Annotated in this window: 22 protein-coding genes; 19 read left to right on the top strand and 3 right to left on the bottom strand. The window is 62.8% G+C overall.

Annotated features, from left to right (window positions below; genetic code table 11):
- Positions 1-65: 65 nt before the first annotated feature.
- From CKW22_RS10535 to ispD, 7 genes are all read left to right on the top strand, one after another.
- Positions 66-1,013 carry an acetyl-CoA carboxylase carboxyltransferase subunit alpha gene (locus CKW22_RS10535; RefSeq protein ID WP_033700869.1) on the top strand — a complete coding sequence of 316 codons (948 nt, stop codon included), beginning with the start codon at positions 66-68 and terminating at the stop codon, positions 1,011-1,013.
- Positions 1,014-1,070: 57 nt separating this feature from the next.
- Positions 1,071-2,354, top strand: coding sequence for a tRNA lysidine(34) synthetase TilS (gene tilS, locus CKW22_RS10540; RefSeq protein WP_095064088.1), 1,284 nt, complete (start codon positions 1,071-1,073; stop codon positions 2,352-2,354).
- Positions 2,355-2,622: 268 nt separating this feature from the next.
- A complete protein-coding gene (locus CKW22_RS10545) occupies positions 2,623-4,251 on the top strand; it encodes a CTP synthase (protein ID WP_033700866.1) in 1,629 nt (542 codons plus the stop codon).
- 3 nt (positions 4,252-4,254) lie between these two features.
- On the top strand, positions 4,255-5,100 hold the full coding sequence (kdsA, locus tag CKW22_RS10550; RefSeq protein ID WP_033700864.1) for a 3-deoxy-8-phosphooctulonate synthase: 846 nt from the start codon (positions 4,255-4,257) through the stop codon (positions 5,098-5,100).
- A 154-nt stretch (positions 5,101-5,254) separates the two neighbouring features.
- Positions 5,255-6,544, top strand: coding sequence for a phosphopyruvate hydratase (eno, locus tag CKW22_RS10555; protein WP_033700863.1), 1,290 nt, complete (start codon positions 5,255-5,257; stop codon positions 6,542-6,544).
- 169 nt (positions 6,545-6,713) lie between these two features.
- Positions 6,714-6,995, top strand: a complete 282-nt coding sequence (ftsB, locus tag CKW22_RS10560) for a cell division protein FtsB (RefSeq protein WP_004375443.1) — start codon at positions 6,714-6,716, stop codon at positions 6,993-6,995.
- Complete coding sequence (gene ispD / locus CKW22_RS10565; protein ID WP_047581638.1) at positions 6,992-7,699, top strand: 2-C-methyl-D-erythritol 4-phosphate cytidylyltransferase; 708 nt, start codon at positions 6,992-6,994, stop codon at positions 7,697-7,699. Before ftsB ends, ispD begins: the two co-directional genes overlap by 4 nt.
- A 2-nt stretch (positions 7,700-7,701) precedes the next feature.
- Here the strand turns inward: ispD and CKW22_RS10570 are convergent, their stop codons facing one another.
- Complete coding sequence (locus CKW22_RS10570; protein WP_047581641.1) at positions 7,702-8,598, bottom strand: LysR substrate-binding domain-containing protein; 897 nt, start codon at positions 8,596-8,598, stop codon at positions 7,702-7,704.
- A 107-nt stretch (positions 8,599-8,705) separates the two neighbouring features.
- Here CKW22_RS10570 and CKW22_RS10575 point away from each other — a divergent pair, with 107 nt between their 5' ends.
- The 8 genes from CKW22_RS10575 (at position 8,706) to rpoS (ending at position 15,852) form a co-directional block, all read left to right on the top strand.
- Positions 8,706-9,818, top strand: a complete 1,113-nt coding sequence (locus tag CKW22_RS10575; protein WP_033700860.1) for an S-(hydroxymethyl)glutathione dehydrogenase/class III alcohol dehydrogenase — start codon at positions 8,706-8,708, stop codon at positions 9,816-9,818.
- Between the two features lie 8 nt (positions 9,819-9,826).
- A complete protein-coding gene (fghA, locus tag CKW22_RS10580) occupies positions 9,827-10,681 on the top strand; it encodes an S-formylglutathione hydrolase (protein WP_033700859.1) in 855 nt (284 codons plus the stop codon).
- 64 nt (positions 10,682-10,745) lie between these two features.
- Complete coding sequence (ispF, locus tag CKW22_RS10585; protein ID WP_033700858.1) at positions 10,746-11,219, top strand: 2-C-methyl-D-erythritol 2,4-cyclodiphosphate synthase; 474 nt, start codon at positions 10,746-10,748, stop codon at positions 11,217-11,219.
- On the top strand, positions 11,216-12,274 hold the full coding sequence (gene truD, locus CKW22_RS10590; RefSeq protein ID WP_033700857.1) for a tRNA pseudouridine(13) synthase TruD: 1,059 nt from the start codon (positions 11,216-11,218) through the stop codon (positions 12,272-12,274). Before ispF ends, truD begins: the two co-directional genes overlap by 4 nt.
- Positions 12,262-13,011: a 5'/3'-nucleotidase SurE gene (surE, locus tag CKW22_RS10595; RefSeq protein WP_033700856.1), complete on the top strand. Its 750-nt coding sequence runs from the start codon at positions 12,262-12,264 to the stop codon at positions 13,009-13,011. Before truD ends, surE begins: the two co-directional genes overlap by 13 nt.
- A 35-nt stretch (positions 13,012-13,046) precedes the next feature.
- On the top strand, positions 13,047-13,685 hold the full coding sequence (locus CKW22_RS10600) for a protein-L-isoaspartate(D-aspartate) O-methyltransferase (RefSeq protein WP_162181156.1): 639 nt from the start codon (positions 13,047-13,049) through the stop codon (positions 13,683-13,685).
- Positions 13,686-13,878: 193 nt separating this feature from the next.
- Complete coding sequence (locus CKW22_RS10605) at positions 13,879-14,736, top strand: peptidoglycan DD-metalloendopeptidase family protein (RefSeq protein WP_047581647.1); 858 nt, start codon at positions 13,879-13,881, stop codon at positions 14,734-14,736.
- A gap of 108 nt (positions 14,737-14,844) precedes the next feature.
- Positions 14,845-15,852 (top strand): RNA polymerase sigma factor RpoS, encoded by a 1,008-nt coding sequence (rpoS, locus tag CKW22_RS10610; RefSeq protein ID WP_033700853.1) that lies wholly within the window; start codon positions 14,845-14,847, stop codon positions 15,850-15,852.
- Positions 15,853-16,353: 501 nt separating this feature from the next.
- Here the strand turns inward: rpoS and fdxA are convergent.
- Complete coding sequence (gene fdxA / locus CKW22_RS10615) at positions 16,354-16,677, bottom strand: ferredoxin FdxA (protein ID WP_027595821.1); 324 nt, start codon at positions 16,675-16,677, stop codon at positions 16,354-16,356.
- A 140-nt stretch (positions 16,678-16,817) separates the two neighbouring features.
- On the bottom strand, positions 16,818-19,391 hold the full coding sequence (mutS, locus tag CKW22_RS10620; protein ID WP_033700852.1) for a DNA mismatch repair protein MutS: 2,574 nt from the start codon (positions 19,389-19,391) through the stop codon (positions 16,818-16,820).
- A gap of 182 nt (positions 19,392-19,573) precedes the next feature.
- Between mutS and CKW22_RS10625 the strand changes: the two genes are divergently transcribed.
- From CKW22_RS10625 to recX, 4 genes are all read left to right on the top strand, one after another.
- The gene (locus CKW22_RS10625; protein ID WP_095064089.1) at positions 19,574-20,641 is read left to right on the top strand and encodes a hypothetical protein; all 1,068 of its coding nucleotides are present in this window, start codon (positions 19,574-19,576) and stop codon (positions 20,639-20,641) included.
- A 54-nt stretch (positions 20,642-20,695) separates the two neighbouring features.
- Complete coding sequence (locus CKW22_RS10630) at positions 20,696-21,178, top strand: CinA family protein (RefSeq protein ID WP_033700850.1); 483 nt, start codon at positions 20,696-20,698, stop codon at positions 21,176-21,178.
- 103 nt (positions 21,179-21,281) lie between these two features.
- Positions 21,282-22,349, top strand: a complete 1,068-nt coding sequence (recA, locus tag CKW22_RS10635; protein WP_033700849.1) for a recombinase RecA — start codon at positions 21,282-21,284, stop codon at positions 22,347-22,349.
- Positions 22,350-22,371: 22 nt separating this feature from the next.
- On the top strand, positions 22,372-22,842 hold the full coding sequence (gene recX / locus CKW22_RS10640) for a recombination regulator RecX (protein ID WP_033700848.1): 471 nt from the start codon (positions 22,372-22,374) through the stop codon (positions 22,840-22,842).
- Position 22,843: the final 1 nt, after the last annotated feature.

The following is a 22,843-nucleotide window of genomic DNA, read 5'->3' on the forward strand; positions in this document are numbered from 1 at the left end:
TTAAGGTAGGGCGCCAAACGGATCAACCGGCCGGCCGCCTGGCCGTAGACCCAAGACGGATGCCTATGAACCCGAATTTCCTCGATTTCGAACAGCCGATTGCCGACCTGCAAGCCAAGATCGAAGGGCTGCGCCTGGTGGGTAACGACAACTCGCTGAACATCAGCGATGAAATTGCCCGTCTGCAAGACAAGAGCAATACCCTGACCGAAAGCATCTTCGGCAACCTGACCAGCTGGCAGATCGCCCGCCTGGCCCGTCACCCGCGTCGTCCATACACCCTGGACTACCTGCAGCACATCTTCACCGAATTCGAAGAGCTGCACGGTGACCGCCACTTCTCCGACGACGCCGCGATCGTGGGCGGTACCGCGCGCCTGGATGGCCAGGCGGTGATGGTCATCGGCCACCAGAAGGGCCGTGAAGTGCGCGAGAAAGTGCGCCGCAACTTCGGCATGCCACGCCCAGAGGGCTACCGCAAGGCGTGCCGCCTGATGGAAATGGCCGAGCGCTTCAAGATGCCGATCCTGACCTTCATCGACACACCGGGCGCCTACCCGGGCATCGACGCCGAAGAGCGCAACCAGAGCGAAGCGATCGCTTGGAACCTGCGCGTCATGGCACGCCTGAAGACGCCAATCATCGCCACCGTGATCGGTGAGGGTGGTTCTGGCGGTGCGCTGGCCATTGGTGTGTGCGATCAGCTGAACATGCTGCAGTACTCCACCTACTCGGTGATCTCGCCAGAAGGTTGCGCTTCGATCCTGTGGAAGACCGCCGACAAGGCTGCCGATGCCGCCGAGGCCATGGGCATCACGGCCGAGCGCCTGAAGAGCCTGAACATCGTCGACAAGGTGATTCAGGAGCCGCTGGGCGGCGCCCACCGTGACCCGGCGCAGATGGCGGAAAGCATTCGTGCCGACCTTGTGCAGCAGCTGGACATGCTTGGCAAGCTTGATAATGACGCGCTGTTGGCTCGTCGCTACGAGCGTCTGATGAGCTACGGCCTCTGATGCATATTGCTGGGGCCGCTTTGCGGCCCCAGCGATTCCAAGCCGTGTGAGGCCCTCATGCTCAACCTCACCCCCTGGCTTCAAGCCCCCGCCTGGCACATCGCTTTCTCCGGCGGCCTCGACTCCACCGTCCTCCTGCACCTGCTGGCCGATTACGCCCGTACTCACCCAGCGCCTCCTCTGCACGCCATCCATATCCATCATGGCCTACAGCCTGCGGCTGACGCCTGGCCGGCGCACTGCACGCATGTCTGCGCCACGCTAGGCATCCCGCTCAGCGTGATACACGTCCAGGTCGCACCCGGTGCCAGCCTCGAGCAGGCTGCCCGCGATGCCCGTTACGCGGCATTCAAGCAACGGCTCGGCCCCGGTGAAGTGCTATTCACCGGGCAACATCGCGAAGACCAGGCAGAAACCTTGCTCTTTCGTCTGTTGCGCGGCAGCGGCCTGCGCGGTTTGGCCGCGATGCCGGCCCAGCGGGCGCTGGGGCAGGGCACCCTGGCCAGGCCATTGCTGGGGATTGCGCGCCAACAGTTGCAGGCGTATGCCCAAATCCAGGGGTTAAGCTGGATTGAAGACCCCTCTAACAGCGACACCGCCTTTGCCCGCAACTATTTGCGCGGCAAAGTGTTCCCCGTGCTGCAGCAGCGTTGGCCGCAGGCCAGCCAGAACCTGGCCCGTTGCGCCGAGCACCTGGGTGAAGCGCTGGGGCTGCTGGATGAAGTGGCCCAGGCCGATCTGGCCAAGGCCGGGGAGGGCGCTGCTGCGCCCTGGGCGCGGCTGGATTCCCTCGACCTTGCAGTGCTCACGGCGCTGACGCCCGCTCGTCAGCGCAATGCCCTGCAATACTGGCTCAGCGTTCGCACCCGGTTGCCCGACGCGCGTCACTGGGCTGGCTGGGCCGATCTGCGTGATGCCGCAGCCGACGCCCAGCCGGTCTGGCGCCTGGCCGACGGCCGGTTGCTGCGCAGCAACGGCCGTATCTGGTGGTTGAGCGGTGACTGGCTGCAGGCACCGCAAGGCGAGTTCGCCTGGCCCGAGCCCTCTGTGGTGCTGACATTGCCAGGCAACGGCAGTGTGCGGTTGACCGCGCCCCAGCCCCTGGCCGGGCTGTGTATCCGCTATCGCCAGGGCGGTGAAGTGCTTGAACTTGCAGGGCGCGGCCGGCGCGACCTGAAGCGTTTGCTCAACGCGCTGCAGGTGCCGTATTTCGTGCGTGCGCGCCTGCCGTTGCTCTATCAGGGCGAGCGCTTGCTGGCAGTGGCCAATCTGCCCGAACTCGGTCAGGCGGATTGCCAGCTGCATTGGCTGCCTCCGACGAACGCGCAAGGTTTGAGCTGAAGGGTACATTCCGGTAGACTACCCTCCCTTCTTGATACAACTTCTGTGCGTTCCTCGAAAACACAGCAGTTGCCGATTACCACGCAGTTTTTTGCTGGGCTGATTCTGGAAATGACGAGCGAGCTCCATGCCGGGGATACCCTGGTTTGTACAGACGCGGCAGTTTTTCGAGATGCACTGTGATTGACGCAGGTGATCGGGGGCTTCGGCCTTCCTTCGCTTTCTCCGGCGGCGCTGGCCGCCTTAACGCAGACTTCTAGGGTTTTTCATGACGCGCTACATATTCGTCACGGGCGGTGTTGTTTCTTCATTGGGGAAAGGCATTGCCTCGGCTTCCCTGGCGGCCATCCTGGAAGCGCGGGGGCTCAAGGTCACCATGCTCAAGCTGGATCCGTACATCAACGTCGATCCTGGCACCATGAGTCCGTTCCAGCACGGTGAAGTCTTCGTCACCCATGATGGCGCCGAGACTGACCTTGACCTGGGCCACTACGAGCGGTTCATCCGCACGACCATGACCCAGAACAACAACTTCACCACTGGCCGCATCTACGAGCACGTGCTGCGCAAAGAGCGTCGTGGTGACTACCTGGGCGCGACCATCCAGGTCATCCCGCACATCACTGACGAGATCAAGCGTCGCATCATCAAGGGTGCCGGCGATGCCGACGTGGCCCTGGTGGAAATCGGCGGTACCGTCGGCGACATCGAGTCGCAGCCGTTCCTCGAGGCCATCCGCCAGTTGCGTTTCGAAGTCGGCGCCAAGCGCGCGATGCTGATGCACCTGACGCTGGTTCCGTACATCGCCACTGCTGGCGAGACCAAGACCAAGCCTACCCAGCACTCGGTCAAGGAGCTGCGCTCCATCGGCCTGCAGCCTGACGTGCTGGTATGCCGCTCCGATCACCCGATCGACAGCTCGTCGCGTCGCAAGATCGCCCAGTTCACCAACGTTGAAGAGCGTGCGGTGATTGCGCTGGAAGACGCCGATACCATCTACAAGATCCCAGGCATCCTGCATGCTCAGGGCCTGGATGATTTCGTCACCGAGCGCTTCGGCCTGCAGTGCAACAGCGCCGACCTGTCCGAGTGGGACAAAGTGGTCGACGCCAAGCTCAACCCAGAGCACGAAGTGACCATCGCCATGGTCGGCAAGTACATGGAGCTGCTGGATGCGTACAAGTCGCTGATCGAAGCGATGAGCCACGCCGGCATCACCAACCGCACCAAGGTCAACCTGCGCTACATCGACTCCGAAGACATCGAGAACCAGGGCACCAGCCTGCTCGAAGGCGCCGATGCCATCCTGGTACCGGGCGGTTTCGGCCTGCGCGGCGTCGAAGGCAAGATCACTGCGGTGCAATACGCCCGTGAGAACAAGGTGCCGTACCTGGGTATCTGCCTGGGCATGCAGGTTGCCGTGATCGAGTTCGCCCGTAACGTGATGGGCTGGAAAGACGCCAACTCCACCGAGTTCGACCGCAACAGCGGCCACCCGGTCGTCGGCCTGATCACCGAGTGGGCCGATGCCACCGGTGCCGTCGAGACCCGCACCGAAGCGTCCGACCTGGGCGGCACCATGCGCCTGGGCGCACAGGATTGCCAGATCGTCTCGGGTTCCAAGGTTCACGACTGCTACGGCAAGGACGTGATTACCGAGCGTCACCGTCACCGCTACGAAGTGAACAACAACCTGCTGCCACAGCTGCTCGACGCTGGCCTGGTGGTCTCCGGTCGTTCCGAAGACGGCGCGCTGGTGGAAGTGGTCGAGTCCAAGGACCACCCATGGTTCGTCGCCTGCCAGTTCCACCCGGAGTTCACCTCGACCCCGCGTGACGGCCACCCGCTGTTCAGTGGCTTCGTCAAGGCAGCCCTGGCTCAGAAGAACAAGGCCTGATCAATGACCCAGAAGATCATTCGCGTCGGTAACATCGAGATCGCCAACGACAAGCCGTTCGTCCTGTTCGGCGGCATGAACGTTCTGGAGTCCCGTGACCTGGCCCTGAAGGTCTGCGAAGAGTACGTGCGGGTGACCGAGAAGCTCGGTATTCCGTACGTGTTCAAGGCCAGCTTCGACAAGGCCAACCGTTCGTCTGTGGCGTCCTACCGTGGCCCGGGCATGGAAGAGGGGCTGAAGATCTTCGAAGAGATCAAACGCACCTTCAACGTGCCGGTAATCACCGACGTACACGAGCCCTACCAGGCCGAGCCGGTGGCCAAGGTCTGCGACATCATCCAGTTGCCGGCCTTCCTGTCGCGCCAAACCGACCTGGTGGTGGCCATGGCCAAGACCGGCGCGGTGATCAACATCAAGAAGGCCCAGTTTCTCGCACCCCAGGAGATGAAACACATCCTGGCCAAGTGCGAAGAGGCCGGTAACGATCAGTTGATCCTCTGCGAGCGGGGTTCGAGCTTCGGCTACAACAACCTGGTAGTGGACATGCTCGGCTTCGGTGTCATGAAGCAGTTCGAGTACCCGGTATTCTTCGATGTGACCCACGCCCTGCAAATGCCGGGCGGCCGCTCGGACTCTGCCGGTGGCCGCCGCGCCCAGGTCACCGACCTGGCCAAGGCCGGCATGAGCCAGGGCCTGGCTGGTCTGTTCCTCGAGGCCCACCCCGATCCGGACAACGCCAAGTGCGATGGTCCATGCGCCCTGCGCCTGGACAAGCTGGAGCCGTTCCTGGCCCAGCTCAAGCAATTGGACGACCTGGTGAAAAGTTTTCCGACGGTAGAAACCGCGTAAAGCTCATTTCTCGGGTAAAGTACCGCCCGTTCTCTCCCTGACCGTTTGGTCAGGGAGTGCTTTTATCAGGCCTGCCTGCTGCATACCCCGCCTGGTGAAGTGCAAGGATTTCCTAAGCTGCGTTGTTTTCGTCAATTCTGGAGTGCTTACAACAATGGCAAAAATCGTCGACATCAAAGGTCGTGAAGTTCTCGATTCGCGTGGCAACCCCACCGTGGAAGCCGATGTACTGCTCGACAACGGCATCATCGGTAGCGCTTGCGCGCCGTCCGGTGCTTCCACCGGCTCGCGCGAAGCGCTGGAGCTGCGTGATGGCGACAAGAGCCGTTACCTGGGCAAGGGCGTGCTGAAGGCCGTCGCCAACATCAACGGCCCGATCCGCGACCTGCTGCTGGGCAAGGACCCTTCCGACCAGAAGGCTCTGGACCGCGCCATGATCGACCTGGACGGTACCGAGAACAAAGCCAAGCTGGGCGCCAACGCCATCTTGGCTGTTTCCCTGGCTGCCGCCAAGGCCGCTGCCCAGGACCAGGACCTGCCGCTGTACGCGCACATCGCCAACCTGAACGGCACCCCGGGCCAGTACTCGATGCCGGTTCCGATGATGAACATCATCAATGGCGGCGAGCACGCCGACAACAACGTCGATATCCAGGAGTTCATGGTGCAGCCGGTTGGCGCCAAGACCTTCTCCGACGGCCTGCGCATGGGCACCGAAATCTTCCATCACCTCAAGGCGGTACTGAAGGCTCGCGGCCTGAACACTGCCGTTGGTGACGAAGGCGGCTTCGCGCCGAACCTGGCTTCCAACGAAGACGCCCTGGCCGCCATCGCTGAAGCCGTGGAAAAAGCAGGCTACAAGCTGGGCACCGACGTGACCCTGGCCCTGGACTGCGCGGCTTCCGAATTCTACGAAGACGGCAAGTACAACCTGTCCGGCGAAGGCAAGTCGTTCGACGCCGAAGGCTTTGCCGACTACCTGAAAGGCCTGACCGAGCGCTTCCCGATCATCTCGATCGAAGACGGCCTGGACGAGTCCGACTGGGCTGGCTGGAAGATCCTCACCGACAAGATCGGCGAGAAGGTGCAACTGGTCGGTGACGACCTGTTCGTGACCAACACCAAGATCCTCAAGGAAGGCATCGAAAAGGGCATCGGTAACTCGATCCTGATCAAGTTCAACCAGATCGGTTCGCTGACCGAAACCCTGGAAGCCATCCAGATGGCCAAGGCTGCCGGCTACACCGCGGTGATCTCGCACCGTTCCGGTGAAACCGAAGACTCGACCATCGCCGACCTGGCCGTGGGTACTGCTGCTGGCCAGATCAAGACCGGTTCGCTGTGCCGTTCCGACCGCGTTTCGAAGTACAACCAACTGCTGCGCATCGAAGAGCAACTGGGTGCCAAGGCGGTTTACCGTGGTCGTACCGAGTTTCGCGGTTAAGCAAGAGATGGTAAAAAGACAGCAGCCGGAGCTGTAGGAACATTCGTACTGAATGTTCCTACACTTCCAACGGGTTTCTGTCGACGAAGCCTGGCCTCGGCCAGGCTTCGTGCTATTCGAGGCCCCGAAGTGAACAGTACGCGGCGGTCTTTTTAACCTGGATACCTTGATGCGCAGTCCCTATTGGTTGTTCCTCGTTCTGCTTCTGCTGTTGGGTGGCCTGCAGTACCGCCTTTGGGTGGGCAACGGCAGCCTGGCGCAAGTGACCGAGCTCAAGCAGCAGATCGCCGAGCAGCATGCCGAAAACGAGCGTCTGCTTGAACGTAACCGCGTGCTTGACGCAGAAGTCCTGGAGTTGAAGAAAGGTATGGAGACCGTGGAAGAACGGGCTCGTCATGAATTGGGGATGGTCAAAGAGGGCGAAACCCTCTTCCAGTTGCCGCAAAAATGACTGATACATTACCGGCCTTCTGGGCCGTGATTCCTGCTGCGGGCGTTGGTGCCCGCATGGCTGCCGACCGCCCCAAGCAGTACCTGGAGCTGGCCGGGCAGACTATTCTCGAGCACAGCCTCGACTGTTTTCTTGGCCACCCCACGCTCAAGGGCGTAGTAGTCAGCATTGCCGAAGATGACCCGTACTGGCCAGGCCTGCGCTGCGCCAGCGACCCGCGCATCCAGCGCGCGGCGGGTGGCCGCGAGCGCGCCGACTCGGTGCTCAACGCCTTGCTGCTGCTGCACGCGCAAGGGGCTTCGGACAACGACTGGGTACTGGTGCACGATGCTGCGCGGCCGAACCTTGCGCGTACCGACCTGGACAAACTGTTGTCAGCGTTGGCCAATGACCCTGTTGGCGGCCTGTTGGCAGTACCGGCGCGCGATACATTGAAGCGTGCCGATGCTACGGGCCGGGTCACGGCCACCGTAGACCGCAGCACCATCTGGCAGGCCTATACACCGCAGATGTTCCGCCTCGGCGCCTTGCACCGAGCGCTGGCCGAGTGCCTGGTTTCCGATGTGGTGGTCACTGACGAGGCGTCAGCCATCGAATGGTCCGGCCAGGCGCCGCGGCTGATAGAGGGCCGCAGCGACAACATCAAGGTGACCCGGCCGGAAGATTTGGAGTGGTTGCGCCAGCGCTGGGCTGGGCGGCGCTGAAGTCAGCCCAGTCGGTACTCCGGCAACCCCGCCAGCCCTTCTTTCAGGTAATCCACCAATCGCCGAACCTTCGGCGACAGATGCCGTTGCTGTGGGTACAGCGCCCACACTGCCGTATTCGGTGGCTGATGCGCCTCCAGCAGGGATACCAGCGCACCACTGTTGAGGTGCTCCAGCACGTAATAGTCCGGCAACTGGCACAGGCCCATCCCCAGCAAAGCCGCGTCCAGCACGGCTTGCCCGCTGTTGCAGCGCCAGTTGCCCTGCACCCGCTGGCTGATCTCGCGGCCGTCCTGCAGCAGCGCCCACAGGTCCGAACTGCCAATCAGGCAGTTGTGCCGGGCCAGTTCCGACAGGCTGTGCGGCCGACCGTAGCGCTCCAGATAAGCCGGCGAGGCACACAGGAACATGCGCCGCGGTGCCAGGCGGGCGGCAACCAGCCTGGAGTCGGCCAGCCGGCCGAGGCGAATGGCCAGGTCCATGCCTTCATGCAGCAGGTCCAGCGTGCGGTTGCTCAGTTCCACGTCAACCCGCAGTTGCGGGTACTGCGCCATGAAGCGCGTCACCAGTGGCACGATGAAACGCTCGCCATAGGCCACTGCACAGGTCATGCGCAGCAAGCCCTTGGGTTCGCTGGCCAGGTCGCCCATCGCGCGCAGGGCTTCATCACGGCCATCCTGCAGGCGTTGGCAGTGCTGCAGGAACGTCTGCCCGGCTTCGCTCAAGGTGACGCGTCGGGTGCTGCGGTACAGCAGGCGCGTCTGCAGGCGCTCCTCCAGCCGCGCGATCTGACGGCTGATATGCGAGGACGACACACCCAGTCGCTCAGCTGCGGCGGTGAACTGGCCAGACTCGGCCACCGCAACGAATTCGTCGATGCCTTCCCAGCGGCTGCTCATTGATTATCCCTGCATGGCAATAATGTTTTGTCTTTGCCTGGATTATTCATCAAAAAAGCATGAATTACACTGCGAGACTGAACTGACCTTCTGTCTGGAGACCTTTGATGATCAAGTCCCGTGCTGCCGTAGCCTTCGAAGCCAAGAAACCCCTGGAAATCGTCGAAGTGGACGTGGCCATGCCCAAGGCTGGCGAAGTGCTGCTGCGCGTGGTTGCCAGCGGTGTCTGCCACACCGACGCCTACACCCTGTCCGGTGCTGACCCTGAAGGGATCTTCCCCTCGATCCTTGGCCACGAAGGTGGCGCGATCGTCGAGGCGGTGGGCGAGGGCGTGACCTCGGTGGCCGTGGGCGATCATGTCATTCCGCTCTACACCCCGGAGTGCGGCCAGTGCAAATTCTGCCGTTCGGGCAAGACCAACCTGTGCCAAGCCATTCGCGCCACCCAGGGCAAGGGCCTGATGCCTGACGGCACCACGCGCTTCTCCTACAAAGGCCAGCAGCTGTTCCACTACATGGGCACGTCGACCTTCTCCGAGTACACCGTGCTGCCGGAAATTTCCGTGGCCAAGATCCAGAAGGAAGCCCCGCTGGAGAAGGTCTGCCTGCTCGGTTGCGGCGTCACCACCGGTATCGGTGCCGTGCTCAACACCGCCAAGGTCAAGCCCGGTGATACCGTGGCCATCTTCGGCCTTGGCGGCATCGGCCTGTCGGCGATCATTGGCGCAGTCAAGGCCAAGGCCTCGCGCATCATCGCCATCGACATCAACCCGGCCAAGTTCGAAATCGCCCGCCAGTTGGGTGCCACCGACTGCATCAACCCGAAAGAGTACGACCGCCCGATCCAGGAAGTGATCGTCGACCTCACCGACGGCGGCGTGGACTTCTCCTTCGAGTGCATCGGTAATGTGCAACTGATGCGCGCGGCCCTGGAGTGCTGCCACAAGGGCTGGGGCGAGTCGGTCATTATCGGTGTTGCCGGTGCCGGCCAGGAAATCGCCACCCGTCCGTTCCAACTGGTGACCGGTCGCGTCTGGCGCGGTTCGGCGTTCGGTGGCGTGCGCGGGCGCAGCGAGCTGCCAAGCTACGTCGACATGGCCGAGAAGGGCGAGATCCCGCTGGATACGTTCATCACCCACACCATGGGCCTGGAAGACATCAACAAGGCCTTCGACCTGATGCATGAAGGCAAGAGCATCCGTAGCGTGATCCACTTCTGAGGTCTGCCATGAGCCTGGACAACATCTCTTGCCAGAAGAGCTTCGGCGGCTGGCACAAGCGGTACCGTCATCACTCCAAGGTGCTCGGCTGCGACATGGTGTTTGCCGTGTACCTGCCGCCACAGGCCGAACAGGGCGCGAAGCTGCCGGTGCTGTACTGGCTCAGCGGCCTGACCTGCACCGACGAGAACTTCATGCAGAAGGCCGGCGCCCAGCGCCTGGCTGCCGAGCTTGGGCTGATCATCGTCGCACCCGACACCAGCCCGCGCGGCGAGCAGGTGCCCGGCGACCCCGACGGCGCGTGGGACTTTGGCCTGGGGGCCGGCTTCTACCTCAATGCCACCCAGCAACCCTGGGCGCAGCATTACCGCATGCATGACTACGTGGTGGAGGAGCTGCCAGCCCTGATCGAGGCGCACTTCCCGGCGTCCGACCAGCGCAGCATCAGTGGCCACTCGATGGGGGGGCATGGCGCATTGGTGTGTGCCTTGCGCAACCCGGGGCGCTACCGCTCGGTATCGGCGTTTTCGCCGATCAGCAACCCGATGGATTGCCCGTGGGGCGAAAAGGCCTTCAGCCGCTTCCTGGGTGACGATCGTGCACGCTGGCGCGAGTGGGATGCCAGTGTGCTGCTGGCGGAAACGCCTGCAGGCAGCTGCCCACCGTTGCTGGTGGATCAGGGCGACCGTGACGACTTCCTCGAGAAGCAGCTCAAGCCCGAGGCGCTGGAGCAAGCGGCGCGCAAAGGTGGGCATGAGCTGACCCTGCGTCTGCAGCCTGGCTATGACCACAGCTACTACTTCATCGCCAGCTTCATCGACACGCACTTGCGCCATCACGCGGCGGCACTGGGGCGGGTATAAGCGCAGCCCCAATACGGCACAAAGCAGGTAGAATCACGCCCTGACTCAATCAGGGCGTTTTTCTATGCGTATTGGCCATGGCTACGATGTGCACCGTTTCTGTGACGGTGATTTCATTACCCTGGGCGGGGTCCGTATCCCCCACAAACATGGCCTTCTGGCCCACTCCGACGGTGACGTGCTGCTGCACGCCCTCAGCGATGCCTTGCTCGGTGCCGCTGCGTTGGGTGACATTGGCAAGCACTTCCCCGATACCGACCCACAGTTCAAGGGCGCCGACAGCCGTGCGTTGTTGCGCCATGTGGTCGGCATCGTCCAGGGCAAGGGCTGGAAGGTGGGCAACGTCGACGCCACCATCGTCGCCCAGGCACCGAAAATGGCGCCGCACATCGAGACCATGCGCCAGTTGATCGCCGAGGACCTGCAGGTGGAACTCGACCAAGTCAACGTCAAGGCCACCACCACCGAGAAGCTGGGGTTCACCGGCCGTGAGGAGGGTATCGCCGTGCACGCGGTGGCCCTGCTGCTGCCAGCATGACCGAACTGGAACTGCTGGGCCCGCGCGCATCGGGCGAACCCCTGGGGACTGCGGTACTCAAGGCCGTGGCTGAAGACTTCCAGGTCGACGAGGTGCTGGACATTCCGTTGTCCGGCCAAGGTGAGCACCTGTGGCTGTGGGTTGAAAAACGCGACCTCAACACCGAAGAAGCCGCCCGCCGACTGGCTCGCGCCGCTGGCGTGCCGGCCCGTTCGATCAGCTATGCCGGGCTCAAGGACCGCCAGGCCCTGACCCGCCAGTGGTTCAGCCTGCACCTGCCCGGCAAGGCCGACCCCGACCTGTCGCGTGCCGAGGATGCCAGCCTGCGCGTGCTCAAACAGGTACGCCACCAGCGCAAGCTGCAGCGTGGCGCGCATTCGGCCAACGGCTTCACCCTCCGCCTGACCGGCCTTGCCGCCGATCATCAGGCGCTGGACGCGCGCCTGGAAGCGCTCAAGCAGCACGGTGTGCCGAACTACTTCGGCAGCCAGCGCTTCGGCCATGCTGGTGGCAATGTCCACGACGCGCTCGACTGGGCCGCACGCAAAGCCCTGCCCGAGCAGCGCAACGTGCGTTCGCGCCTGCTCTCGGCGGGGCGCAGCTACCTGTTCAACCAGATCCTCGCCGCCCGTGTTGCCGACGGTAGCTGGGCACGTGCGCAGGTCGGTGACCTCCTGGCATTCACCACTAGCCGTAGTTTCTTTCCTGCTACAGAGCAGGAATGTTCAGATCCGCGGCTGGATATTCTCGATCTGCATCCCACCGGTGCGTTGTGGGGCGAGGGCGAAACGCCCGCCGGGGGTGCCACTGGCGAGTTGGAAGCGGCAATTGCGGCACGGCAGCCGGCACTTTGCCATTGGCTGGCCCAAGCGGGCATGGATCACGAACGGCGCATTCTGCGGCTCCCTATTGGCGGCCTGACGTGGCATTATCCGGAGCCTGATATCCTGCAACTGGAATTCGTCCTTCCGGCCGGATGCTTCGCCACCGTAGTAGTGCGCGAAGTCGTGGATCTGGTGCCGGCAGGGCAGACGGACAGCCCATGCGTATTCTGATTTCGAACGACGACGGTGTTACCGCACCAGGCCTCGCCGCGCTGCATGCTGCGCTGGTGGATTACGCCGAGTGCGTGGTAATTGCCCCGGATCAAGACAAGAGCGGCGCCAGCAGTTCGCTGACGCTGGACCGGCCGCTGCATCCGCAGACCCTGGCCAACGGCTTCATCAGCCTCAACGGCACGCCGACCGACTGCGTGCACCTGGGGCTCAACGGGCTGTTGGCGCAGACGCCGGACATGGTGGTGTCGGGGATCAACCTGGGGGCCAACCTGGGCGACGACGTGCTGTATTCGGGCACGGTCGCCGCCGCGCTGGAAGGCCGCTTCCTGGGCAACACGTCGCTGGCGTTTTCGTTGCTGTCGCGCCAGCCCGACAACCTGCCCACCGCAGCCTACATCGCCCGGCGCCTGGTGGAGGCGCAGTCGCGCCTGCAGTTGCCGCCGCGTACCGTGCTCAACGTCAACATTCCCAACCTGCCGCTGGAGCATATCCGTGGCATCCAGCTCACCCGCCTCGGTCACCGGGCGCGGGCGGCGGCACCGACCAAGGTGGTCAACCCGCGCGGCAAGGAAGGTTACTGGATTGCCGTGGCTGGTGATGCGGAGGACGGTGGCCCTGGCACGGACTTCCACGCGGTGATGCAAGGCTACGTATCGATCACCCCGCTGCAACTCGACCGCACCTTCAACGATGCTTTCGAGCAGCTCGACGGTTGGCTGGAGGGCCTGCTCTGATGCGCGAGGACGATATGCTGCGCCGGGGTATCGGCATGACCTCCCAGCGCACCCGGGAGCGGCTGATACAGCGCCTGTGCGAAGAGGGCGTGGCGAACACCAAGGTGCTCGACGCGATCCGCCGTACCCCGCGCCACCTGTTCGTCGACGAGGCATTGGCGCATCGCGCCTACGAAGACACCGCACTGCCTATCGGCCACAACCAGACCATCTCGCAGCCGTTCATGGTGGCGCACATGAGCGAGCTGCTGCTTGAAGCAGGGCCGCTGGACAAGGTGCTGGAGATCGGCACTGGCTCGGGTTACCAGACGGCGATACTTGCCCAACTGGTCGAGCGGGTGTTCTCGGTGGAGCGCATCAAGGTGCTGCAGGATCGCGCCAAGGAGCGCCTGGTGGAGCTGAACCTGCGTAACGTGGTGTTCCGCTGGGGGGATGGTTGCGAGGGCTGGCAGGCGCTGGCACCCTACAATGGCATCATCGTCACCGCAGTGGCGCCCGAAGTGCCACAAGCACTGCTCGACCAGTTGGCGCCAGGCGGGCGCATGGTGATTCCGGTGGGCCCGGCAGGCGAGGCGCAGCAGTTGATGCTGATCGTGCGCGAGGAACACGGGTTCTCCCGGCGTGTCCTCGGGGCCGTGCGCTTCGTGCCGTTGCTCAATGGCCCGCTGGCCTGAACCACGGAATATTTACGGCAGCGACGAATTCTTGCGCCATCGCCCTGTCTATCTGGCGGGGTGATCCGCTATGGCGCTGCCGGTAGCGGGCTTTTGCAGCCGCCCACCTAATGCAGGTGGGCTCGGTTATAATTGCAACAATATTGCATTTCTTATCGTTATTTCGGTATTCGGCACCATGAGGGGAGCGCGGGTGGGGCACACAGGCATTCGGCAGCGCAAGGATTGGGCGGGTTTCAAGCTTCTGGTGCTTGCACTGGCCATGGGCACCTTGCTGGCGGGTTGCTCCAGCACCAGCTCGACGAGTGCGCGGGTGGTCGACCGTAACAATGCAGCGCCCAAGCGGCCGACGGTGACCTCCGGGCAATACATCGTCAAGCCGGGCGATACGCTGTTCTCCATCGCCTTCCGTTACGGCTGGGACTACAAGGAGTTGGCTGCCCGTAACGGCATCCCGGCGCCTTATACCATTCGCCCCGGCCAGCCGATTCGATTCAGCAGCGGTTCCACGGGCAGCACCACGGTGGTGTCCAGCCCGTCGTCCTCGAGCAAGACCACGGTCATCCGTCGGCCTGTTGGCAGCGCCGGCAGCGCACCTGCCAGTACCACCAAGCCGGCAACCACGGCCCCGACAACCCCTGCGCCGGTGGTGGCAACCGTGCCGGCTGCAGAGCGTGCGGTAGGGGGCTGGACCTGGCCGGCCAACGGGGTGCTGATTGGAAAATTTGCTTCAAACGGTAGTTTGAATAAAGGCATTGATATCGCCGGTGATTTGGGACAGCCTGTTTTTGCTGCGTCTGGTGGTGCAGTGGTCTACGCCGGGAGTGGCTTGCGGGGCTACGGCGAGCTGATCATCATCAAGCACAGCGATACCTACGTCAGTGCCTACGGTCACAACCGCAGGCTTTTGGTTCGGGAGGGGCAGCAGGTCAAGGCTGGGCAGTCGATTGCTGAAATGGGGTCCACGGGCACTGATCGGGTGAAGCTGCATTTCGAGATTCGCCGCCAGGGCAAACCCGTCGATCCACTCCAGTTCCTGCCACGCCGTTGATTGTTGTACCCGGCCTGTTCCTGTGATGTAGAGGGGACAGGCTCCAGCGCTGCCAGGGATACAGGTGCCGCTCGAGTCTGAGTTCGAACTCAGCAAAGGACTATAACAATGGCTCTCAATAAAGAAGCGCCGGAGTTTGACATCGACGATGACGTCCTCCTAATGGAGACGGGCATCGTTTTGGAAACGGATGTGGTGTCAGACGAACCTGCTGTACCTTCGGTTCGGACCAGGGCCAAGTCCGGCTCTTCGCTCAAGCAGCACAAGTACATCGATTACACTCGGGCACTTGATGCTACCCAGTTGTACCTCAACGAAATCGGCTTCTCGCCTCTGCTGTCGCCGGAGGAGGAAGTGCATTTTGCGCGCCTGTCGCAAAAAGGCGACCCCGCCGGCCGCAAGCGCATGATCGAAAGCAACCTGCGCCTGGTTGTCAAAATTGCCCGTCGTTACGTGAATCGCGGCCTGTCGTTGCTCGACCTGATCGAGGAAGGCAACCTGGGGCTGATCCGCGCGGTCGAGAAGTTCGACCCGGAGCGTGGTTTCCGTTTCTCGACCTATGCGACCTGGTGGATTCGCCAGACCATCGAGCGGGCGATCATGAACCAGACCCGCACCATTCGCCTGCCGATCCATGTGGTCAAGGAACTCAACGTTTACCTGCGTGCCGCGCGGGAGCTGACCCAGAAGCTCGACCACGAGCCCTCGCCAGAAGAAATCGCCACCTTGCTGGAGAAGCCTGTCGCTGAGGTCAAGCGCATGCTGGGGCTCAATGAGCGGGTTTCTTCGGTGGACGTTTCCCTTGGCCCAGACTCGGACAAGACGCTGCTCGATACCCTCACCGATGACCGCCCGACCGACCCGTGTGAGCTGCTGCAGGATGACGACCTGTCGCAGAGCATCGATCAGTGGTTGGGAGAGCTGACCGACAAGCAGCGCGAGGTGGTAGTGCGTCGCTTTGGTCTGCGCGGGCACGAGAGCAGCACCTTGGAGGATGTTGGCCTGGAGATCGGCCTGACCCGTGAGCGTGTACGGCAGATCCAGGTAGAGGGGCTCAAGCGTCTGCGCGAGATCCTCGAGAAGAACGGTCTGTCCAGCGAGTCGTTGTTCCAGTAATACGCTGTTCGCAAGCACAAGACGCCCCGATAGTTCGGGGCGTTTTTGTATGCGCGTAACAGCACTGCTGCACCGTAGCTGCCAGCCGGCATTGTGTAATGCGCCACCCCAGTAACATTGCGTGTAAGCGATTGCTTACTTGTTGTGTAAGCAATCTATGCAACCATCAGTAAATCATTGTCGTTTTCAGATCCGGTTTAATCCCAACTCATTGAAAAACATGATTTATTTGGATGCGAGGAAATGTGTCCACGGCAATATCCTGTGAGGTTCTGCGGTTGTCTGCCCCCCTGAAATCGCTAGTATTCGAACTGTGCACACGGACATGCACAGGCTTTCAGGGAGAAGGCCAAGGACATCGCAAGAAGCGATTTCATCAGGACGATGTTTGGGACAATCAGGGACTACGGAAAAAAATGTGGGCGGGTCAAACCGCCCCTTTTTTGTGCCTGCTGAAAATGAAAAAAGGCCCGCATGGGCCTTTTTCGTTTCCGGGCGCTATCAGCGTTCCAGGTCTGCAATCTTGCCAGTCTTGCCATCCCACTCTTCAGCGTCGGGCAGGGCGTCCTTACGCTCGGTGATGTTTGGCCAGATTTCCGCCAGTTCGGCGTTCAGCTCGATGAAGTTCTCCATGCCCGATGGCACTTCGTCTTCCGAGAAGATGGCTTGCGCTGGGCATTCCGGCTCGCACAGTGCGCAGTCGATGCACTCGTCCGGGTGGATGACCAGGAAGTTCGGGCCTTCGTAGAAGCAGTCCACCGGACAGACTTCCACGCAGTCGGTGTATTTGCATTTGATGCAGTTGTCGGTGACGACGAAGGTCATTTCTAGTTCTCTCCTCAGGCGACGGCGGCGGCCCTTCCTCTCAGGGCCGCGCGGTTTACGGGTATGTGGCTGCAGGCCAGGCTAATAACCTGCAGCACCAGCAAACCGCGGCGGATTCTACCAGCTTGTAGTGGGCGCCGTTATAACAGGTTCTTTAGTTGATATAGCATTTCGATAGCTTGGCGCGGGGTCATGTCGTCCAGGTCCAGCTTGCCCAGCTTCTCGATGGCCGGGTGTGGCAGGCTGGCGAACAGATCGCTCTGATGCGGGACGTGTAGCGCGTCCTTGGCCTTTGTGCTGTGCGGCTGCTCGTGCGGCAGGCTCGCCGTTTCCAGGCGGCCCAGGTGCTCGCGGGCACGCTGGATCACGGCAGTGGGCACCCCGGCCAGTTGGGCCACGGCCAGGCCATAGCTTTGGCTGGCAGGGCCTGGCAGTACGTGGTGCAGGAAGACGATTCGCTCGTTGTGCTCGGTGGCATTCAAGTGCACGTTGGCCACCAGCGGTTCGCTCTCCGGTAGTACCGTGAGTTCGAAGTAGTGCGTGGCGAACAGCGTGTAGGCGCGCAGCTGGGCCAGACGCTCGGCGGCGGCCCAGGCCAGCGACAGGCCGTCGAAGGTGCTGGTGCCGCGGCCTACTTCGTCCATCAGCACCAGGCTGCGGTCGGTGGCGTTGTGCAGAATATTGGCGGTTTCACTCATCTCGACCATGAAGGTCGAGCGCCCGCCGGCCAGGTCATCACTGGAGCCGATACGGGTGAAGATACGGTCCACCAGCGACAGCTCGCACTGGGCTGCCGGTACGAAGCTTCCGATGTGCGCCATCAGCACGATCAGTGCGGTCTGGCGCATGTAGGTGGACTTACCGCCCATGTTCGGGCCGGTGATGATCAGCATGCGGGTGCTATTGTCCAGGCCCAGGTCGTTGGCCACGAACGGCGTGGTCAACACTTGCTCGACCACCGGATGCCGGCCCTGTTCGATGCGCAGGCACGGCTCGTCGACGAAGCGGGGGCAATTCAGGTCGAGGTTCAGTGCGCGCTCGGCGAGGTTGCTCAGCACGTCCAGCTCGGCCAGGGCGGCGGCGCTGTCCTGCAGCGGTGCCAGGTGGCTGATCAGGGTTTCGAGCAAGGCATCGTAGAGCATCTTCTCGCGGGCCAGGGCGCGGCTCTTGGCCGACAGTGCCTTGTCCTCGAACGCCTTGAGCTCCGGCGTGATGAAGCGCTCTGCGCCCTTGAGGGTCTGGCGGCGAATGTAGTCGCCCGGGGCCTGTTCGGCCTGCTTGGTCGGCAGTTCGATGAAGTAGCCGTGCACGCGGTTGTAGCCGACCTTTAGGTTGGCAAGGCCGGTACGGGCCTTCTCGCGGGCTTCCAGGTCGATCAGGAACTGGCCAGCGTTCTCGCTGATCGCCAGCAGCTCGTCCAGCTCATTGTCGTAGCCGGCCTTGAGCACGCCGCCGTCACGGATCACCGCCGGCGGGTTGTCGACCACTGCCCGCTCCAGCAGGCTGGCCAGCTCCGGGTAGGTGCCGGTGATGGCCGCCAGGCGCGCCAGGTGCGGGGCTTCCAGTTCGGCCATGGCGTTCTGCAGCTCGGGCAGGGCGCCGAGGGCATCACGCAGGCGGGCGAGGTCGCGTGGGCGGGCATTGCGCAGGCCGATACGGGCGAGGATCCGCTCGATATCGCCGATTTCCTTGAGCTGCGGCTGCAGCTTTTCGAAGCGGTAGCCGTCGAGCAGGCAGCGGATAGAGTCCTGGCGCGCCTGCAGCACCTTGAGGTCACGCAGTGGGCGGTTCAGCCAGCGGCTCAGCAAGCGGCTGGCCATGGCGGTTTGGCAGCGGTCGATCACCGACTGCAGGGTGTTGTCGCGTCCGCCCGCCAGGTTGATGTCCAGCTCCAGGTTGCGGCGGCTGGCGCCGTCGAGGATCACCGTGTCGTCCAGGCGTTCGTGGCGCAGGCTGCGCAGGTGCGGCAGGGCAGTACGCTGGGTTTCCTTGGCGTAGGTCAGCAGGCAGCCGGCAGCGCCAATGGCCAGGGTCAGCTTGTCGCAGCCAAAGCCCTTGAGGTCTTTGGTTGCGAACTGCTGGCACAGCGCCTTGCGTGCCGAGTCGCGGTCGAAGTCCCAAGGCGCACGGCGGCGCGCGCCGGGGCGCTTCTCGGCGGGCAGGTCGCGCGGCCAGTCGTCGGGGATCAGCAGCTCGACCGGGTTGATGCGTTCGAGCTCGGCCAGCAGGTTTTCCCAGCCCTTGATCTCCTGCACGCTGAAGTTGCCACTGGTGATATCCAGCACCGCCAGGCCAAACAGGCGCTCATCGCCCAGCAGGGCGGCGATCAGGTTGTCGCGGCGCTCGTCGAGCAGCGCTTCGTCGCTGACCGTGCCGGGGGTGATGATGCGCACCACCTGGCGTTCCACCGGGCCCTTGCTGGTGGCAGGGTCGCCAATCTGCTCGCAGATCACCACCGATTCGCCGAGCTTGACCAGTTTGGCCAGGTAACCTTCGAGCGAATGGAAGGGAATGCCGCACATGGGGATGGACTGGCCCGCCGACTGACCGCGCGCGGTCAGCGTGATATCCAGCAGTTTCGCGGCTTTCTTCGCATCTTCGTAGAAGATCTCGTAAAAGTCGCCCATGCGGTAGAACATCAGCTGGTCCGGGTGCTGGTGCTTCAGCTTCCAGTACTGCTGCATCATCGGGGTGTGTGCGGAGAGATCAGACATTCAGGGCCTTACAGCGGGTGATCTGGTTGGCGATGGTAAACCGGCAATGGTACAGGCTTTTTCATCCAGATGCAGGCGGCTGCGGTAGGGCATGTGCGCGCAGTTCGGCGGGCAGTGATGGAGCTTCGCCGATTACTCCACTAGAATGCTCGGCCTTTTTGCCTGCCCCAGCCGTGACGTAGATGAACCTGTCCAGCAGTGTCCCTTATGTAAAGCAACAGCTGATCTACCTCCTTTATGGTGAGCGCCGGATTTATCAGCTGGAGGCCAAGTTCAGCATCCTCACAGCCCTGGCTCGCTGCAAGCCGGCCGAGCTGCCGGTGGTCCGTGTGCTGACCGACCAGCCGCAGGCCTTCGCAGGGTGGCCCGTCGAGGTGATCGCGCTGGATGAGCAGACGCTGCACGCCTGGACCGGGGACGGTGGCTACACGCATCGGCGCAAGGCCTGCGCCATTGCCTATGCCGGGCAATGGGCGGACAAGACGGTGTTCATCGATACCGACACGGTCTTCCTGCAAACGCCGCAGAAGCTGTTCAGCCAAGTAGATGTCGGGCAGTACCTGGTGGACGAAATCGAGATGAGCTGGGCCGAGGCGTCACGCAGTGACTACTACCGGGGCTTCACCACAGGGCTTGCCCGTGATGGCGCTGCGCCGGCCGCCGAGCTGCAGCTGTGCAACAGCGGCGTCATGGGCTTTACCCGTGACAACGCCGGTATCGCCGAGCGTGCGATCCAGCGTATCGATGCATGGACGCCCTACGCGCAAGCGTTGCACACCATCGAGCAGATCGCTTTCTCGTTCGAGTTGCACGGGGCGCAGATCAACCAGGCGCGTGGCGTGATCAGCCACTACTTTGCAATGAAGCAATACATCCACGCCATCCTCGAGATCTTCTTCGCCCGTCACGGTGAACACTTTGCTGCCAAGATGCCTGGCCTGGCCTTGAAGGTGCCGGCGCATCGCCCGGTGCCGTCCTGGCTCAACCGGCTATCGGTCAAGTGGAGCCTCAAGCGCGTGCCACCAGAGCTGCGCGGTATCGGCCGCAAGCTTCTTTATGGCAGTGTCATCGGCAGTGACGATTACCAGCGTGCTTGCAAGGTGATCTGGTGGCGTTCGGCGATCGAGGACATGCGCAAGCTGGGCGGCCTGGATTGGACCCAGGAGTGGCCAGCCGGGCTGCCTCGCCTTGGGCCGCGCGACGAGCTTGCGTTCAGTGCGATTGCCCGGGACAGCCTGAAGGTTTCCTGAGGCTGTACTGGTCATGGGGTGGTAGGGTAGTGCCCAGTCTTCAAGGAGCCTGACATGGACCCGATCACCACGCTTGCCGCCCGCCTGGGCGAACACCTGCGCCGCTTCAACGCCCAGGTGACCACCGCCGAATCCTGCACCGGCGGCGGCATCGCCGAGGCCATCACCCGCATTCCCGGCAGTTCGGCCTGGTTCGAAGCCGGCTACGTGACCTACTCCAATGCCCAGAAAACCCGCCAGCTGCGGGTGCCCGAGGCGCTGTTCGGCCAGGTGGGTGCGGTCAGCCAGGAAGTGGTCGAAGCCATGGCCCGGGGGGCGCAAGCCGCCAGCGGCGCACGGTTTGCGGTGGCGGTGAGCGGGGTGGCTGGGCCAGACGGTGGCTCGCCGGCCAAACCGGTGGGCACCGTGTGGCTGGCCTGGGCCGATGGCAGCCATGTCTTCAGCGAACGCCGCCAGTTTGACGGCGACCGCGATGCGGTGCGCCGACAAACGGTGATCGCCGCGCTAGACGGCTTGTTACAGCTTGGTGCCGAGTAAATCGACGACAGGGGTTTGCTCGCGCGCTTCGCTGTGGAATAATACTGGCTACTTATACAGGTATTCCGGCCATCAGGGCCAAGTCGAACACGTGAGGATTTCAATGGACGACAACAAGAAACGCGCCTTGGCTGCGGCCCTGGGTCAGATCGAACGCCAATTCGGCAAGGGCGCGGTCATGCGCATGGGCGACCACGAGCGCACTGGCATCCCGGCCATCTCCACCGGTTCCCTGGGCCTGGACATCGCCCTCGGTATCGGCGGCCTGCCAAAAGGCCGTATCGTCGAAATCTACGGCCCTGAGTCCTCGGGTAAAACCACCCTGACCCTGTCGGTCATTGCCGAAGCCCAGAAGAACGGCGCCACCTGCGCCTTCGTCGACGCCGAGCACGCCCTCGACCCGGAATACGCCGGCAAGCTGGGTGTCAACGTCGACGACCTGCTGGTTTCGCAGCCGGACACCGGCGAGCAGGCCCTGGAAATCACCGACATGCTGGTGCGTTCCAACGCGGTTGACGTGATCATCGTCGACTCCGTGGCTGCTCTGGTCCCCAAGGCCGAGATCGAAGGCGAGATGGGTGACATGCACGTGGGTCTGCAGGCCCGTCTGATGTCGCAGGCGCTGCGCAAGATCACCGGTAACATCAAGAACGCCAACTGCCTGGTCATCTTCATCAACCAGATCCGTATGAAGATCGGCGTGATGTTCGGCAGCCCGGAAACCACCACCGGTGGTAACGCCCTGAAGTTCTACGCCTCCGTGCGCCTGGACATCCGCCGTACCGGCGCGGTCAAGGAAGGCGACGAAGTGGTCGGCAGCGAAACCCGCGTCAAGATCGTCAAGAACAAGGTCTCGCCGCCGTTCCGTCAGGCCGAGTTCCAGATCCTCTACGGCAAGGGCATCTACCGCAACGGCGAGATCATCGACCTGGGTGTTTCTCAGGGGCTGGTGGAGAAATCCGGTGCCTGGTACGCCTACCAGGGCAACAAGATCGGCCAAGGTAAAGCCAACGCCGCCAAGTACCTGGCTGAGAACCCGGCCATTGGCGCCGAGATCGAGAAGCAGATCCGCGAGAAGCTGCTCAAGGCTGGTGCTGCCGCCGAAGCAGGCAAGGCTGCCGCAGTCGAGGCCAAGGCCGACGACGTGGCTGATGCCGAAGCCGGTTATTGATAGCGGTTGTAGATAGCCGATTATGTCCGCCGTACTCGACACCCCCGTCGCCATTCGGCGGACAGCCATGGACCTGCTCGCGCGACGTGAGCATGGTCGCGTCGAGCTGACGCGCAAGTTGCGTCAGCGCGGCGCTTCGGATGAGTTGATCGAGCCTGAGCTCGACCGGCTCGCCGAAGAAGGGCTGCTCAGCGAAGCCCGCTACCTCGAAAGCTTCATCCGGTATCGCTCCAATTCCGGCTATGGCCCTGCGCGTATACGCGAAGAGCTTGGCCAGCGCGGCCTGGCGCGTGGCGATATCGATAAGGCATTGCGTGAAAGCGGTGTGGACTGGGCGCAGCGGCTGATGGATGTCTGGCAGCGCAAGTTTGACGGCCAGCGCCCCCATGACCCCCGCAGCCGTGGCCAGCAGACCCGCTTTCTGGCCTACCGTGGTTTCTCCATGGAGATGATCAGCCGGTTGCTTAGTGGTCGCGACCTCGACGATTACTGAA

Origin of the sequence: Pseudomonas sp. Irchel s3f19, from assembly GCF_900187555.1 — a bacterium.
GTDB classification, from domain to species: domain Bacteria; phylum Pseudomonadota; class Gammaproteobacteria; order Pseudomonadales; family Pseudomonadaceae; genus Aquipseudomonas; species Aquipseudomonas capeferrum.

What these genes read in the sequence shown, in the direction of transcription:
- CKW22_RS10630 (WP_033700850.1), top strand. Translation starts at nt 20,696, where the DNA reads ATGGACCCGATCACCACGCTTGCCGCCCGCCTGGGCGAACACCTGCGC.
- CKW22_RS10570 (WP_047581641.1), bottom strand. Translation starts at nt 8,598, where the DNA reads ATGAGCAGCCGCTGGGAAGGCATCGACGAATTCGTTGCGGTGGCCGAG.
- fghA (WP_033700859.1), top strand. Translation starts at nt 9,827, where the DNA reads ATGAGCCTGGACAACATCTCTTGCCAGAAGAGCTTCGGCGGCTGGCAC.
- surE (WP_033700856.1), top strand. Translation starts at nt 12,262, where the DNA reads ATGCGTATTCTGATTTCGAACGACGACGGTGTTACCGCACCAGGCCTC.
- CKW22_RS10600 (WP_162181156.1), top strand. Translation starts at nt 13,047, where the DNA reads ATGACCTCCCAGCGCACCCGGGAGCGGCTGATACAGCGCCTGTGCGAA.
- ispD (WP_047581638.1), top strand. Translation starts at nt 6,992, where the DNA reads ATGACTGATACATTACCGGCCTTCTGGGCCGTGATTCCTGCTGCGGGC.
- CKW22_RS10535 (WP_033700869.1), top strand. Translation starts at nt 66, where the DNA reads ATGAACCCGAATTTCCTCGATTTCGAACAGCCGATTGCCGACCTGCAA.
- tilS (WP_095064088.1), top strand. Translation starts at nt 1,071, where the DNA reads ATGCTCAACCTCACCCCCTGGCTTCAAGCCCCCGCCTGGCACATCGCT.
- mutS (WP_033700852.1), bottom strand. Translation starts at nt 19,391, where the DNA reads ATGTCTGATCTCTCCGCACACACCCCGATGATGCAGCAGTACTGGAAG.
- CKW22_RS10545 (WP_033700866.1), top strand. Translation starts at nt 2,623, where the DNA reads ATGACGCGCTACATATTCGTCACGGGCGGTGTTGTTTCTTCATTGGGG.
- recA (WP_033700849.1), top strand. Translation starts at nt 21,282, where the DNA reads ATGGACGACAACAAGAAACGCGCCTTGGCTGCGGCCCTGGGTCAGATC.
- CKW22_RS10625 (WP_095064089.1), top strand. Translation starts at nt 19,574, where the DNA reads ATGAACCTGTCCAGCAGTGTCCCTTATGTAAAGCAACAGCTGATCTAC.
- ispF (WP_033700858.1), top strand. Translation starts at nt 10,746, where the DNA reads ATGCGTATTGGCCATGGCTACGATGTGCACCGTTTCTGTGACGGTGAT.
- kdsA (WP_033700864.1), top strand. Translation starts at nt 4,255, where the DNA reads ATGACCCAGAAGATCATTCGCGTCGGTAACATCGAGATCGCCAACGAC.
- CKW22_RS10575 (WP_033700860.1), top strand. Translation starts at nt 8,706, where the DNA reads ATGATCAAGTCCCGTGCTGCCGTAGCCTTCGAAGCCAAGAAACCCCTG.
- ftsB (WP_004375443.1), top strand. Translation starts at nt 6,714, where the DNA reads ATGCGCAGTCCCTATTGGTTGTTCCTCGTTCTGCTTCTGCTGTTGGGT.
- fdxA (WP_027595821.1), bottom strand. Translation starts at nt 16,677, where the DNA reads ATGACCTTCGTCGTCACCGACAACTGCATCAAATGCAAATACACCGAC.
- eno (WP_033700863.1), top strand. Translation starts at nt 5,255, where the DNA reads ATGGCAAAAATCGTCGACATCAAAGGTCGTGAAGTTCTCGATTCGCGT.
- rpoS (WP_033700853.1), top strand. Translation starts at nt 14,845, where the DNA reads ATGGCTCTCAATAAAGAAGCGCCGGAGTTTGACATCGACGATGACGTC.
- recX (WP_033700848.1), top strand. Translation starts at nt 22,372, where the DNA reads ATGTCCGCCGTACTCGACACCCCCGTCGCCATTCGGCGGACAGCCATG.
- truD (WP_033700857.1), top strand. Translation starts at nt 11,216, where the DNA reads ATGACCGAACTGGAACTGCTGGGCCCGCGCGCATCGGGCGAACCCCTG.